The organism is Bibersteinia trehalosi, assembly GCF_004346205.1.
GTDB classification, from domain to species: Bacteria; Pseudomonadota; Gammaproteobacteria; order Enterobacterales; family Pasteurellaceae; genus Bibersteinia; species Bibersteinia trehalosi.
The window spans coordinates 62,574-77,452 of the sequence record NZ_SMAM01000009.1; the positions used below are offsets into that span (position 1 = coordinate 62,574).

Annotated in this window: 17 protein-coding genes; 5 read left to right on the plus strand and 12 right to left on the minus strand. The window is 39.9% G+C overall.

Translation table 11 applies throughout. The features are described from left to right. Positions 1-15: 15 nt before the first annotated feature. Positions 16-540, minus strand: coding sequence for a nuclear transport factor 2 family protein (locus EDC51_RS09560; protein ID WP_025267405.1), 525 nt, complete (start codon positions 538-540; stop codon positions 16-18). Positions 541-635: 95 nt separating this feature from the next. On the opposite strand from EDC51_RS09560, the gene EDC51_RS09565 reads away from it, so the two are divergent. From EDC51_RS09565 to EDC51_RS09575, 3 genes are all read left to right on the plus strand, one after another. Beyond that, positions 636-1,742: a CdaR family transcriptional regulator gene (locus EDC51_RS09565; RefSeq protein ID WP_131928811.1), complete on the plus strand. Its 1,107-nt coding sequence runs from the start codon at positions 636-638 to the stop codon at positions 1,740-1,742. 111 nt (positions 1,743-1,853) lie between these two features. Then, the gene (locus tag EDC51_RS09570; RefSeq protein ID WP_131928812.1) at positions 1,854-3,233 is read left to right on the plus strand and encodes a GntP family permease; all 1,380 of its coding nucleotides are present in this window, start codon (positions 1,854-1,856) and stop codon (positions 3,231-3,233) included. An 11-nt stretch (positions 3,234-3,244) separates the two neighbouring features. Next, positions 3,245-4,375, plus strand: coding sequence for a glycerate kinase (locus EDC51_RS09575; protein ID WP_131928813.1), 1,131 nt, complete (start codon positions 3,245-3,247; stop codon positions 4,373-4,375). A 63-nt stretch (positions 4,376-4,438) separates the two neighbouring features. Here EDC51_RS09575 and EDC51_RS09580 read toward each other — a convergent pair whose 3' ends face one another. From EDC51_RS09580 to EDC51_RS09595, 4 genes are all read right to left on the minus strand, one after another. Further along, a complete protein-coding gene (locus EDC51_RS09580) occupies positions 4,439-4,951 on the minus strand; it encodes a hypothetical protein (protein ID WP_131928814.1) in 513 nt (170 codons plus the stop codon). 12 nt (positions 4,952-4,963) lie between these two features. Beyond that, positions 4,964-5,332, minus strand: a complete 369-nt coding sequence (locus tag EDC51_RS09585) for a hypothetical protein (RefSeq protein ID WP_131928815.1) — start codon at positions 5,330-5,332, stop codon at positions 4,964-4,966. A gap of 10 nt (positions 5,333-5,342) precedes the next feature. Continuing rightward, the gene (locus EDC51_RS09590) at positions 5,343-5,702 is read right to left on the minus strand and encodes a hypothetical protein (RefSeq protein WP_131928816.1); all 360 of its coding nucleotides are present in this window, start codon (positions 5,700-5,702) and stop codon (positions 5,343-5,345) included. 190 nt (positions 5,703-5,892) lie between these two features. Further along, positions 5,893-6,291, minus strand: coding sequence for a hypothetical protein (locus tag EDC51_RS09595; RefSeq protein WP_131928817.1), 399 nt, complete (start codon positions 6,289-6,291; stop codon positions 5,893-5,895). A 201-nt stretch (positions 6,292-6,492) separates the two neighbouring features. Between EDC51_RS09595 and proS the strand changes: the two genes are divergently transcribed. After that, positions 6,493-8,208 carry a proline--tRNA ligase gene (gene proS, locus EDC51_RS09600; protein WP_131928818.1) on the plus strand — a complete coding sequence of 572 codons (1,716 nt, stop codon included), beginning with the start codon at positions 6,493-6,495 and terminating at the stop codon, positions 8,206-8,208. 95 nt (positions 8,209-8,303) lie between these two features. Here proS and EDC51_RS09605 read toward each other — a convergent pair whose 3' ends face one another. The 6 genes from EDC51_RS09605 to EDC51_RS09630 form a co-directional block, all read right to left on the minus strand. Beyond that, positions 8,304-9,965, minus strand: a complete 1,662-nt coding sequence (locus tag EDC51_RS09605; RefSeq protein WP_131928819.1) for a bifunctional metallophosphatase/5'-nucleotidase — start codon at positions 9,963-9,965, stop codon at positions 8,304-8,306. A gap of 27 nt (positions 9,966-9,992) precedes the next feature. After that, positions 9,993-10,433, minus strand: a complete 441-nt coding sequence (gene mioC, locus EDC51_RS09610; protein ID WP_015431719.1) for an FMN-binding protein MioC — start codon at positions 10,431-10,433, stop codon at positions 9,993-9,995. Positions 10,434-10,493: 60 nt separating this feature from the next. Beyond that, positions 10,494-11,126: a glucose-6-phosphate 1-dehydrogenase family protein gene (locus EDC51_RS09615; protein WP_025267407.1), complete on the minus strand. Its 633-nt coding sequence runs from the start codon at positions 11,124-11,126 to the stop codon at positions 10,494-10,496. A 110-nt stretch (positions 11,127-11,236) separates the two neighbouring features. Continuing rightward, entirely contained in the window at positions 11,237-12,208 is a 972-nt protein-coding gene (rpoH, locus tag EDC51_RS09620) for an RNA polymerase sigma factor RpoH (protein WP_131928820.1), read from the minus strand. Between the two features lies 1 nt (position 12,209). Beyond that, complete coding sequence (gene dsbA / locus EDC51_RS09625) at positions 12,210-12,848, minus strand: thiol:disulfide interchange protein DsbA (protein ID WP_131928821.1); 639 nt, start codon at positions 12,846-12,848, stop codon at positions 12,210-12,212. Positions 12,849-12,911: 63 nt separating this feature from the next. Next, positions 12,912-13,181 (minus strand): YihD family protein, encoded by a 270-nt coding sequence (locus EDC51_RS09630; protein ID WP_015431715.1) that lies wholly within the window; start codon positions 13,179-13,181, stop codon positions 12,912-12,914. 81 nt (positions 13,182-13,262) lie between these two features. Between EDC51_RS09630 and mobA the strand changes: the two genes are divergently transcribed. Further along, positions 13,263-14,381 carry a molybdenum cofactor guanylyltransferase MobA gene (gene mobA / locus EDC51_RS09635; protein ID WP_131928822.1) on the plus strand — a complete coding sequence of 373 codons (1,119 nt, stop codon included), beginning with the start codon at positions 13,263-13,265 and terminating at the stop codon, positions 14,379-14,381. Here the strand turns inward: mobA and EDC51_RS09640 are convergent. After that, positions 14,358-14,879: an MltR family transcriptional regulator gene (locus EDC51_RS09640; RefSeq protein ID WP_015431713.1), complete on the minus strand. Its 522-nt coding sequence runs from the start codon at positions 14,877-14,879 to the stop codon at positions 14,358-14,360. The genes mobA and EDC51_RS09640 overlap by 24 nt on opposite strands.

Sequence of the window (14,879 nt, forward strand, 5' to 3'; positions counted from 1 at the left end):
TTGGCAACTTATAGATTATTTACTACGTCTCTTACCTTGACAGTTTTGCTCAAACAAGCCATTTACCCCCATCTCACAAACGCTGCTCGCTACCATTCGTTGAATCTGAACATTTTGTCCTTTACGGATAATTTCTAGATGAAATACTATTTTCCATGTATCCCGATTATTCCAAATCTCGCCCATCACAATGGATGATACTGCTGCCGAATTCCGTCCTAACACTTGAACCTCGTTATGGCTAAACTGGTTATAACGCATCGTGCCATATTGAATACTGCGAATCCATTCCTGCTTAGAAAGCGTTGCACCTCGGCTGGTTTCCAATTCAAAACCATCCGCAAGTAATTTTTGTAATCGCACAACATCCATCTGAATTAACGCACTATTTAATTCTTGATAAATTTTTTCAACATCTTCTTGCGTTGTTAATAATGCTTGCCGATGAAGGGTTTGTAATATTGGGATGCTTAATAAGGCACTCGCTGCAACCCCCAATATCAGTGAAAATAAAACATGTTTAAATTTGACTTTTTTCATAGCATTTTCCAATAATAAGCGGCATCAAAATTATAACAAATTTTCAAAATACTAATTTTGACCGAATCCTAGGCTCTGTTAATCATTCAAATAAAATGAAACTGCACAAACAAACTGCGGAACAAATCGTTAAACGCGCTATGCAAATTATTCCTCACTCCGTCAATGTAATGGATGAAACAGGTATGATCATTGCTTCTGGCGATCCTAAACGCCTGAACCAACATCATACTGGTGCCGTTCTTGCATTACGGCGTAATCAAGCGGTTGAAATTGATGAGAATCTTGCAAAACAATGGCATTTACGCGCGGGAATTAACCTACCAATTACCTACCTTGGGAAAAATATCGGCGTTATTGGTATTTCTGGTGAGCCCAATAATGTTCGTCCCTATGGCGAGTTAGTCAAAATGGCGGCAGAATTAATTATTGAATCTAACGCACAACTAGAACAAGCACGTTGGCAACATCGTTATAAGGAAGAGTTTGTCCGCCAACTCTTGCTCGGCCACTTAGACGAATTACAATTACAAAAACAAGCAAGATTTTTTCATTTTTCTTTAGAACAACCCTCACTCACAATAATTATTAAACTGCGTCACCCTAATCAACATAATTTGCAAACACTGTTAAACCATCTCGCCCAATATTTTCCACAACTCGCCACGATGGTATCTGCTTTAGATCAAATTGTGCTGCTCTACCCTCTTCAGCCAGCCGAAAAATTCGATAAATCCCGCTTACAACAATTTATCCCTGCCCCAAATAGCTTACGTGATTACACCTTGAGTATCGGACAAATTGCTAATAATTTTCGTCATATTCATCAATCATATCAAACTGCACTACATACCTTACACTATGCAGAGCGGCATGCTATTCAGAAACACGTTCTATTTTTTCATGAACATAAATTACCTGTTCTACTCACCGAATTCGGGCAATCTTGGCAAGGCAAGGCGCTGTTAGCCAATATACAACCACTTATCCAACATGATCCGCACCAACAATTACAAAAAACGCTGCATCACTATTTTTGCTCAAATTGTGATCTAGATCACGCCGCCCAGAAACTCTTTATCCACCCTAATACACTGAGGTACCGTCTAGATAAAATTGAACAGATAACAGGCTTATCTTTCAATAAGATAGAACATAAATTTATGCTTTACCTAGGCGCTATTCTCCACACTAATTTGTAAAAAAATACAGATTATCCTTATTTTGAAGGATATTTTTTGTAGATATCAACAAAGCATTTTGTGTCAAAGCAGCCAATAATAGGTTAATTATTCTACGATAAGGAGCTTATTATGACTGGTATAACATTAATTGTCGCCTTCGTCATCGCGATAGCGCTAATGATTTACATGATTGCCAAACTAAAAGTCCATCCTTTTTTAGCATTAATGACGATTTCTATCGCATTGGCGCTGATTGCAGGGCTACCATTAACCCAGATTCCAAATATGATTGGAGATGGATTTAGTAGTACATTTAAAAGCATCGGTATTGTCATCATTTTTGGTGCAATTATCGGTACTGTACTCGAAAAAACAGGCGCAGCCTTAAAACTGGCAGATATGGTTGTCAGAATTGTGGGACAAAAACGTCCTGAACTTGCCATGCTCATCATGGGTTGGGTAGTTGGTATCCCAGTATTCTGCGATAGCGGTTTTGTCGTACTCAACCCAATTCGTGAAGCAATCCGCAAAAAAATCGCAGCAAGCCCTGTTGGAATGGCTGTAGCACTGAGCGCTGGGCTTTATGCTGCGCATGTTTTTATTCCACCAACACCCGGCCCGATTGCCGCGGCAGGCGCTGTAGGGTTAAGCGGTAACTTACTCTTAGTTATCGTCATGGGCGTAGTGGTTTCACTGCCTGTTCTATGTGCAAGTTATCTCTTTGCCAAATATATCGGCACGAAAATTACGCTAGATGAAGAAAAACAAGCAGATCAGTTAATCAGCCAAAGCTATGAAGACTTACTCAAACAATATGGTAAACTGCCGAGCGGCTTTTTAAGCCTTGCTCCAATTTTTGCCCCAATTTTGTTAATGGCATTCGGTTCTGTGGCAAAAATTATGGGGATTGAAGGTCATCTTGGTACGCTATTCCAATTCTTCGGAAATCCAATCATTGCACTTGCTATCGGCGTCATCTTTGCCATTTTCTTACTGATCTCAAGTGGCAAAATCGGTGAATTTAACACTATTACCAACGATACCTTAAAAATTGTCGGTCCCATTCTCTTTATCACAGCGGCTGGTGGTGTGTTAGGCAATGTTATTGTGCAAGCTGGTTTTGTAGAATACATCAAACAAAATGCTCATATTATTAGCGCCTCAGGGATTTTCTTCCCATTCATTATTTCAACTATTTTAAAAACAGCCCAAGGTGGCTCAACCGTTGCAATTATTACAACAGCTTCTATTATGGGAATGTTTAATGCAGAAGATTCCTTAATGAGTGCGCTGGGCTTAACTAGTGAAATTGCCGCTGCTTTAACCGTAATGGCGATTGCAGCAGGAGCAATGTGTGTATCTCACGCAAATGATAGCTACTACTGGGTTGTCACCAATTTCAGCAAACTCACACCTCAACAAGGTTACCGTACGCAAACTACGCTGACCTTCATCATGGGCATTGTCGGCATGTTTACTGTGTATATTCTTTCCTTAATTCTGCTGTAAAAGGACTTATTATGAAAATCATCATCGCCCCAGATTCATTTAAAGAAAGCCTCACCGCACTAGAAGTTGCCAATGCGATTGAGCAAGGCTTTAAGCATGTTTTCCCCTATGCCGAATTTTGCAAAGTGCCAATGGCAGATGGCGGTGAAGGCTCAGTGAAATCTTTGGTGGATGCTACAAACGGCAGCTTGGTTGAAGTGGAAGTCACCGCGCCATTAGGCAATAAAACCACCGCCTTTTTCGGATTAAGTGGCGACAAACAGACCGCTTTTATAGAAATGGCGGCAGCATCTGGGCTGCATTTAGTGCCATTTGAGCAACGCAATCCATTGATTACCACAACATTCGGCACCGGCGAATTGATTAAAGCGGCTCTTGATTACGGCGTGAAAAAAATCATTCTCGGCATTGGCGGTAGCGCCACTAATGACGGCGGTGTTGGCATGCTACAAGCGGTCGGATTTTCCTTTAAAAATGCAAAGGGCGAAGAGATCGGCTTTGGTGGTGGGGCTCTCAATCAAATAGATACTATCTCACTAGAAAAGAGAGATCCTCGCCTTACTCAAGTAGAGTTTGAAGTCGCTTGCGATGTGGATAATCCACTTTGTGGTGAGCGTGGCGCTGCCGCAGTATTTGCTCCTCAAAAAGGTGCAACAGCTTCTATGGTTACTCTGCTGGATAATGCGCTTACCCATTTTGCCAATATTGTACGTCAGAAATTAGATATTGAAATTGCTGACAAAGCAGGAGCTGGTGCTGCGGGAGGGATGGGGGCAGGTTTGCTGCTCTTGCCAAAGGTACAGCTCAAAGCTGGCGTACAAATTATTATTGAAGCAACGAATTTGGCAGAAAAAATCCAAAATGCAGATTTAGTGATTACAGGCGAAGGGCGAATGGACGCTCAGTCTATCGCTGGTAAAACCCCAATAGGTGTAGCAAAGCTTGCAAAACAATTTGGTAAACCGGTGATAGCCATTGTCGGCTGTTTGCGAGATGACTACCCAGTGGTCTATCAGCACGGCATTGATGCGGTTTTTCCAATTATCCGCCAACTTGGATCGCTCGATGAAATCTTAAAATCAGGACGAGAAAATCTCACCTCTTCTGCTGAGAATGTGGCGAGATTGATAGCGTTAATGTAGCTTATAAATAGTAAAACCCTGCGAAAGCAGGGTTTTGATAGGTTTAGGGCGACATCGGAAATATCAGAAAATAACAGTAAATAGCCAATATAGCCCTCTACATACCCAATAAATTAAACAGATACCAAGAAAAGCATGGTAGACCTTTTTCCACCACGGAATTGTTTTCTGTTCGGTGTCAAAGTCATCTTCATTTTTTGCATTGGTACTTTCAGGAAAACTAACATCATATATATGAGTTGATGTATTTTCTATTAATGAAGACTCTTCTATTTGGGTGCGAGGAGCTGGCTTTGGGGATTGATATGAAAAATCCCCACCCTGTCTATCTTTTAACCATTTCACTGCTAAACCTACTCCAATTCCTGCTACGGCACCGAGCAATGCCCCCGCAAGTGGAGAGCCATTATCATCAATTTCACCAATTTTTACACAAGAGATAATCTTCTCATCAGGGCGAGACAGTGTAAATTTATGCTTAGCATCAGAAACACTAATAGCAACAATTCGTTTAGTACTATTTTTCGAAAATCTAGGATGTCTAGATATAATTTCGTATTCGTAAAGTTTGCTCATTATTTCTTCTCTCTATAGAATACCTATTGGGGAATAAATGAATTCATATGCTAGACTTCCAATAAAGAATGGAATATCAGCAATAATAGCCAAAGGTGTTAAAAATAAAAAAGCCAATATAGCTAGAAGAACTGAAAATAATCCATTTTTCTGATAAGGACCAAAATCAACTAAAGAGAGTTCATAAGCCCAAGTTTTTTGAGTAAGGAAAAAGAATTCGTAATTAGCAAACAGCTCCGTGAAAAAGAAAGGTAAATTTAAACCTATTATTGCTAAGCCCATAAGTAGTTTTAAGCGAGTAATACTTAAAATATCAGCTAGCATACTGAACGCTTGATAAACAAAAAATAGTGAAAAAAGTACACCCAAAATAAAATTCACATTTACTCCTTTAGTAAGAATAGTTATCTAAACGTCCACCCATTCTGTCTTCTTCATACTGTTTAGCCAGTATGTAGTCTAATTCATCATCAGAGACTCCTTCTCGTGAAATTAAAATATCGCGAATTGCTCTTTGGCCCCAAATCATTTCTGCAGGATTGACAATAGCATTTTCTGCATTATGAATTTCTCTTAGGTAGAGTCCATACAATATTCTAACTAATTCTTCATTAGACATTTCCCTAAATTCTTGTATTGCCTCATAATAGATACTAGGGTAGCGATTATTTTGTGTTGATCTTTTATTTTCAACAGTTTCAGATACTATTTCTTTTACAAATCCAGTTACAAAGTCACTAAAAAATCCCATTTTATTACTCCTCTATGATATTGGCTAATAGGATAAGTTTATCTAAACAAGCTTGATGTTCAGAGCTGTGTTCATCAAATGTTGATTTACATTCTGCTTCAAAGTAAAACTCAAAATAAGCATCATTTTTGCGTTATTCTTGTAGTTCAGTAGCATATTCTGGGGTTCCTGTAATTGCTTTTTCTGCTTGTTAGTAAAGTGAAGAATATTGATCAATTATAGGCGTCATTGGAGATATAGCTGTTGTATAATCAAATTGATGAATCACTATTTGTTGATAATAGATCATTGAATGGGGATCATAGAATTCTAAACGCCAAAAGCATTCAGCTAGGTAGGTCAAGCCTGTAAATTTTAACTGTTGTAATCCATCTTGGTAACCTTTCAAATAAGTAGTTTTGTAGAATTCAGCCAAGAACTGTGGCAAACCGCCCATTAACTTAATTCTGTGTAGCAATGCTGCATTACCTGAAATCATTTCCTCACTATCTTCGTTACGCATTGGCAAATATAGATTAGGAATAAGTGGTATTTCAGAGATTGAACGCTGAACTGTTATAGGTTCTAAATAATTTGTATCAAAAAGCATAATTGTTCATAAACAATTGAAATAAAAAGAAAAAATTGCTATAATATCTAAGTTTTAGCAATGATTGGGTTGGCTATCATTGCAAGATGATAGCCAACTTTATGCATAATACATAAAGTGTCCGCAGCCTTATCCCCCTATTATTCCCCCCACTTTTGGCGTAAAATACGCCCCATTTTCGTATCAAAATTAGGAATAACAATGCGTAGTAGCCAATATCTTTTTTCTACTTTAAAAGAAACCCCAAATGATGCTCAGGTGGTAAGCCATCAGTTAATGTTGCGTGCAGGTATGATTCGTCCGCTTGCCTCAGGTATGTATAACTGGTTGCCAACAGGGCTTCGTGTACTGAAAAAAGTGGAAAACATTATTCGTGAGGAAATGAATAAAAGCGGGGCATTAGAGGTGGAAATGCCTGTGGTGCAACCTGCTGATCTCTGGATTGAATCACAACGTTGGGAAGACTACGGCCCAGAATTACTCCGCTTCCAAGATCGTGGCGACCGCCCATTTGTATTAGGTCCAACCCACGAAGAGGTGATCACCGACTTAGTACGTCGTGAAGTCACTTCATATCGTCAACTGCCGTTAAATCTTTACCAAATCCAAACCAAATTCCGTGATGAAGTTCGCCCACGTTTTGGCGTGATGCGTGGACGTGAGTTTTTGATGAAAGATGCTTACTCGTTCCACACCACCCGTGAGAGCTTACAAGAAACCTATGATGTGATGCACCAAACTTACAGCAACATTTTCACCCGTCTTGGTTTAGATTTCCGCCCAGTAGCCGCTGACACTGGCTCTATCGGCGGTTCAGCTTCACACGAATTCCAAGTGCTTGCGCAAAGCGGTGAAGATGATGTGGTGTTTTCCACCGAATCCGATTATGCGGCAAACATTGAGCTTGCCGAAGCGGTTGCGGTGGGCGAACGCCAAGCGCCAACGGCAGAAATGCAGTTAGTGGATACGCCAAATGCGAAAACCATTGATGAATTAGTAGCTCAGTTTAATTTGCCGATTGAAAAAACGGTAAAAACCTTAATTGTCAAAGGGGCAACAGAAGAAAATCCGTTGGTGGCATTGGTACTTCGTGGCGACCACGAGTTAAACGAAATCAAAGCGGAAAAATTAGATTTAGTGGCAAGCCCATTTGAATTTGCAGACGAAGCGGAGATTAAAGCGAAAATCGGTGCAAGCGTAGGTTCACTTGGGGTGATTAACTTACCGATCCCTGCGATTATTGACCGCTCAGTGGCATTGATGTCTGATTTTGGCTGTGGTGCAAACATTGATGGTAAGCACTATTTCAATGTGAACTGGGAACGTGATGTGGCAATGCCTGAAATTGCCGATTTGCGTAACGTGGTAGAAGGCGACCCAAGCCCAGATGGTAAAGGGACATTGCAAATCAAACGTGGTATTGAAGTAGGGCATATTTTCCAACTTGGTACCAAATACTCTGAAGCGATGAAATGTACTGTGCAAGGCGAAGACGGCAAACCACAAACCTTAATTATGGGTTGTTATGGGATTGGCGTAACGCGTGTGGTGGCGGCGGCGATTGAACAACATCACGATGAGCGTGGTATTATTTGGCCAACTGATGAAATCGCTCCATTCACGGTAGCGATTGTGCCAATGAATATGCACAAATCCGAAAGCGTACAAGCCTTTGCTGAAGATCTCTATAAAACCTTACGTTCACAAGGTGTTGAGGTAATTTTTGATGATCGTAAAGAACGTCCTGGAGTAATGTTTGCAGATATGGAATTGATTGGCGTACCACATATGATTGTGATCGGTGAGAAAAACCTGGCAAACGGTGAAATTGAATATAAAAACCGCCGCAGTGGCGAAAAACAGATGATCGCTAAAGAGAATATCGTGGAATTTGTAAAATCGCAGATTAATGGGTAATAAGACAAACGGCATAGATAAAATCTATGCCGTTTTTATGTTCAACAAGCGGTCAATTTTGCAAAAAAATCTGCAAAACCAACCGCTTGTCATTATTAGTCTAAACCGATAATTTCCCAACGATTATGCGATAATCCTTCAATTTTGCCACCTTTTACATTGGTGAGATAATCAATCATCATATTTTGGATTGTACCTGCTTCAGGCCCACGCGCAACTTTAGATTCCCAAAGCACAGGTGCTTTTAAGCCTTCAAAAATACCACCTTGTTTTGAAAGCTGACCATAGCGATAAGAGTTCATACCAACTTTGTATTTCGTCTCTTCGCTAATTGGTGTGCCATCCGCCAGTTTTAATTCGGTAATTTTGCTACCACTAGGATTGCGAAGATCCACTTTGTAACTTACCCCACCGAATAAATCAAAGGTAACGTATTTAGATTTACCACGTACATCGTTATAACGATAATCTTTATCGCCAGCTTGAATAGTATCAAAATAGTCTGCTGACCATTCCATATACTGTTTAAGCTGTTTACCCGTTAATTCATACACGGTTACATCACCACCTGCATAGCGGTAGTTATAGATAATATCTTTTTTCTTGATTTCGCCTTTTGGCTGACGCACGGTTTCGTAGTCAAAGGCAAATGACACCACATCCGCACCACTGTAATGCAACTGCACATCGTGGATAAATGAAGATAAACCGCTATCTTTGGCAAATGCAGAAGACACCCCGTGAATTTTTTCCATTGGCACCATATCGTTCGCCGTTTCACCGATAACCACATTATTTAATGCACGTAATTCATCGTGATAAGGTTGATAGATTTTAACAATTTCAGGGTCTGCTTCCAGTTTGTTTACTGGAATAGTAGTTGCGGTTTTAGAAAGTAGTTTCACTTTACCATCATCAGAGACATCAAAAACCATATCCACTTCGGAAACCATTGTGCCGTAGCGATGTGGCTCAGTGATCACGGTGTCTTTAATGGTTTCGCTTGGTACATTTTTGTGCATATGTCCTGCGATGATCACGTCAATACCGTCCACCGCATTAACTAAATCTTCTACACCAGTGTCTGGAATATTGTTTTCGTTTTCAATCCCCATATGTGCCAACACAATAATGCTATCCACGCCTTTGGCTTTAAGATCAGCAATTTGTGCTTTGGTTTCTTCAATTGGTGAAGTGAATTTCCAGTTATCTAAATGCCCTGTGTCTTTTTCAAAAATAGCAGACATTGGGGTGGTTAAACCGATAAAGCCGAGTTTTACGCCATCTTTTTCCACAATCGCAGTCGGTTCAACATAACGTTTACCATCTTTGTGGTAGAAGTTAGCTGTCAACGTTTTTGCTTCAATATCTTTAACGATTTCGTCAAGGTTTTCCATACCGAAGTTAAATTCGTGGTTACCGAGAATGAAGAAATCGTATTTCATTGCATTCAAGACTTTCGGTACAGGGTTATCTTTGGCTTTTTCTAAGGTTTTAGCAAAGACTTCCACTTGGTTATCTTGAATCGCATCACCAATATCGGCAAGGATCAAATCAGGTGTTTTTTCACGAGCTTGTTTTACGTAGGTGGCAATTTGAGCAAATGAACCGGATTTATCTTCTACATCCGCTCCATAGCTCCAAGGCACCATACGGCCATGTACATCAGAAGTTCCAACGATTTTTACATTCACTTCTTTTGCTACCGCGACACTCACAGCAGAAAGAACGAACAGCCCTGTTAGTAATTTTTTCATAGGATTTTCCTTCTTTATTTATTTTGCTTATAAAGCAGTTAAAAAATGAGGTAACCAGGCTTCTGCACTGCCATCATGATCAAAATTATTCACCACATCTATCTTTAATGGCTCACAGACTACTTTAGCGCCACACGCCGTCAATTGTTCTGTCACGATATTAACTGCATTACAGAAAGTATCGTAATCCGAACTTCCTAAGCCGATAACAGCAAATTTCATTGCCGAAAAATCTGGTTTTTGACTCGCAATATCATCGAATAGCGGCTGGATATTATCAGGTAATTCACCTGCACCATGAGTGGAGGTCACCACTAATAAATTTACAGCAGATTGAATATCGGCAAGAACAGCTTGATTAAACAGAGCAACATCAAAACCCTGCGCAGAAAGGACATCATTAAGATGATCGGCAACATACTCCGCACCACCAAGTGTGCTGCCTGTAATAAGGTGGATAGTTTGCATTGAGATATTTCTCAAATATGTAATAAGGAGGGATATTTTACGATTATAGAAAATTGAAAATCAACTGGAAGTCTTATTTTTGTGACATTGATCATATAATGGTGCTAAATCTTGAATCGTTTTCACAATGAAATCGATTGCGTCAATTTGGTTAAGCTGAGATTTTTCAATATTTTTACCAATACAGAAAAAGTCATTTTCATGATTGAGAATAAGCGAGTTTATATCTATTTCGCTCACTTTATTAAAATCACTATATTCACTTTCTGCTCCATGCCAAATGTCAAAATCCGCATATTTTTTATGGTTTAAATGTTCCAACCATTGATTATATTCGGCTAATTGAATCGACGAACGATTAGCACGATAGGCATGCCAATCTAAGCAAACTTGCAAGCGGCGACGATTGAGAATAACAGAAAAGATTGCAGCTGAATGAGGGTTAAAAACATATTTATAATAGGCAAAAAAGTGTGCTCTTACTTGCCAACCATTACACCATTTTTCAACATGAGGTTCAGCAAAAGGCATACCTAAACGCATAGAAACTTCTTGATGCAATGTTTTCCAAATATGCCAATGATATTTATAATCGGTTTTAATTTTAGGAATATCTTGCGGGCAATATTTCTTTAATTGTGAAAATTGAAAGAACGGAAGATTAAATAATTCACAACTTTGAATCGTTAGCATTTTAAATAAAGATAAAAAATAAAATGAAAGGGCAAAATTGCCCTTTAAACAGCATGTATATATCCCATACACTCTACACAAGCGGGTTAAATTCCCTAAAAATCTGCAAATTATTCCATCACTATGCAGTCTTTAATTTTCTTCAACGCTTGATTTTCTAATTGACGTACTCGCTCAGCAGAAATATTGTATTTTGCGGCAAGCTCATGCAAAGTTGCTTTATCTTCATCTAGCCAGCGCGTTTTGATAATATCTTGACTACGCTCATCTAGTTGTGCCAATGCATAGGCAAGTTGGGCTGTTGCTTTACCGTTGTATTGCTCATCTTCTAGCTCATCGGCAAAGTTTGAGCGATCATCTTCAATATACATGGACGGCACATAAGCTTCGTCATCATCGCTACCCACAGGTAAATCAAATCCCATATCTTGCCCTGTCATTCGAGATTCCATCTCTCGTACATCGTCAGGGCTAACGCCTAAATCATCGGCTACTTTTTGCAGCTCTTCTTCATTAAACCACGCCAAGCGTTGCTTATTTTTACGTAAGTTAAAAAACAATTTACGCTGCGCTTTTGTGGTTGCCACTTTTACAATTCGCCAGTTGCGTAATACATATTCATGAATTTCCGCTTTTACCCAATGCACCGCAAACGAAACCAAACGTACGCCCACTTCTGGATTAAAACGTTTTACCGCCTTCATCAAGCCAATATTGCCTTCTTGGATTAAATCCGCAAGCGGTAAACCATAGCCCATATAACCGCGCGCAATATGCACAACAAAGCGCAAATGCGACAAAATAAGCTGTTTTGCCGCATCTAAATCTTCGTCGTAATAAAAACGCTCTGCCAGCGCTTTCTCTTGCTCAGCCGTTAGAATCGGGTATTGATTTGCCATACGAATATAACTATCTAAATTACCCTGAGAAACCACCATACTGTTGGCAAGCGCAGGGTGCTCTTCCGGCACATGAGCGGCCTCCAGAATCTCAATATCTTCTGGAGATACTTCTTCTATATCAATAAGTTCCGCTTCTTCAATCTCATCATCAAACAGCTTTAATTCGGCTTTTTTAATCATGCTATTTTTTAATTAAATATAAGACAGCATCAACATAACGCTCAATAAATTCGCCCATGCTATTCACATCAGAAAAACCTTCTGCATTAACTTGATATTGTTCATTCACAAAAAATGCTGGTACGCCACGAATATTAAATGCTTCAGCCGCTTGTCGCTGTTTATTTACCAAGCCATTTACCGCAAAACTATTGATGCCACCATCAAATTGCTCGGCACTAATGCCATTAGCTAGGAAAATCGCACGAATATCGTCCATAGATTTGATCGCATTTTTTTGTGCATTTTCAAACAATGGGGTTTTTACCTGTTCCTCCACACCTAACGCCATTGCCAGCGCCCAAGCTCGGGTTAGTTCTTCTGACTGTCTGCCTAAAAAATCTACGTGATACTGTTTTAATACAGCACCTTCCGGCAAGCCTGCTTTAATTCTACTTGGGATCTTATAGCCAAGTTCAAAATCATAGCAATGCGGGCAGTAGAATGAGAAAAATTCTAACACTTCTTTTTGTGCCGAAGGAACTTGGCGAATTTCAGTATATTCTTTCCCTGCCGTTAGATTTGTGGTATTTGCCGTTACGTTGAAGGCAAAAAGTGCGGAAAATGCAATAAATACTGTTTTTAATGCAAATTTTTTCATTGAGATTCCTCTTAAAAATTCAATTGGGTTCAGCCAATGGCTAATGGAGTTGCTTTGACCAGCTTACTCGCTCAAAATTCCACGTGCGCGTAATAAAGCGGTTTTAAAATCTTCTTCGTAATCTTTTTTAATCCCTGGAATAACAGCATCTTTGCTTTCACCACGCATTTTTAACTGATAAATCAACACTTCATCACGCAGGGCATCTAAATCATTCGGTTTTCCAACCTCTTCTGCCAATTTATGCAACAGCTCGATGAGGTGCAAATCAGGCTCTTTGCGCCAATGTTCGCCCAATAATTCAAGCACTTCGTCTAAACGTTTACATTTCATCGTACAATCCTTAAAATTTTGCTGGAAATAGGCGAAATCATAGCGGTTTCACACTCAATTTGCAAAAACAAGGGGGCAAAAATGGCAAAAAATTTGCAAATAAGCGCAGTTATTCTTGCTGGTGGAAAAGCAAGCCGTTTAGGCGGCGTGGATAAGGGTTTACAACTCTTTCAGGGCAAACCACTCGTCGGTCATATTCTTGAACGTCTTGCACCACAAATCGATGACATTTGGTTAAATATCAACCGTTCATTTGCACAGTATCAAGCGCTATTCCCAACTATCCCAAGCTATCATGATGAACTAGCCGATTTTCAAGGGGCACTCAGTGGCATGCTTTCGGGTTTTCATCATATTGATGCGGACTATCTGCTCTTTGTCCCCTGCGATAGCCCATATCTACCAAGCAATCTCGTTCAGAAATTAACGCAGGCTTTACGCATTAATCAAGCCCAGATTGCTTATGCTCATGATGGTGAACGCCCCCACCCCACTTTTGCTCTTATTCATCGCTCTACGTTGCCCGCATTACAAGCCTATTTAGCAAACGGTGAGCGTCGATTATTCGCATTTTTCCAAACCCAGAAAAGTATTGCTGTTGATTTTTCAACTAAGCCATCGGCATTTCAGAATTTCAATACGCCTGCCGAATTTGCCAATTCGCCTATCACAAGCGGTCAAAACTCACAAAAAATCAGCAACCCCAAATTACTTGCGATTACCGGTTATAGTGGCACTGGTAAAACCACGCTCCTCGAAAAACTTATTCCTATACTCAGGCAACGGCAAATCCATGTAGGGCTAATTAAGCACTCACATCATAATGTGGATGTGGATAAGGCTGGCAAAGATAGCCACCGCTTACGTGCTGCTGGCGCTAACCCAACCATGGTTGTTTGCGAACAGCGCTGGGCATTAATGGTGGAAACAGAACAACTCGTTCCATTTGAACAGCTTGTAGCCAAAATGGCACAGGAAAACGTTGATTTAATTTTGCTAGAAGGATTTAAACATGAGCAGTTGCCTAAAATTCAACTACACCGTAAAGCGATGGAAAAGCCATTGCCAAAGCAAGATCAATTTACCCTTGCCACGGCAACGGATTATCCACTCGCATGTGAGAATTTACTAGATATTAATAATATTGAGCAGATTGCTGATTTTATTCAAGGTTATTTAAAGGGGACTATCCACATCTAAAGCTTCGAGCAATTCGACAACAGTAAGAATAAGGCACGAACGCACCATTTTTTCAATTCGCATTTGCTGCATTTGATACTGGAGTGAATTCGGATCGTTTAATGTCGGGAAGCTTTGTATCAACCCGTTGATCTGCTGCACATCCGCTAAATTTAACCGCTCAGCAAACTTTAATACTTGAGGGCTGGCAAAAGTTAGCGAGTGTTCCTTTTTAACTATTTGCTCTGCACGCAATAAGAGCGAGAGATCTTGATAGCACTCTACAGAAATTACGCCAAGCCCAAGCAGCACTTTTAAACGCACACTCAGATCAGCAAGTGGCCCTTGATGCTCAAATAAGCTATCTACCACCGATTTCAATGCGAAGTCTTGCTTCCGAAACACTCGCTCAATTAAGCAATCAATCTGATCGGCAATTTTCTGGCAACACAAAGCGAGAAAGGCGTGAATATTGTCTTTCTCGCTTAATTGTTCAATAAAGTCGTTATGTTCAGTCAT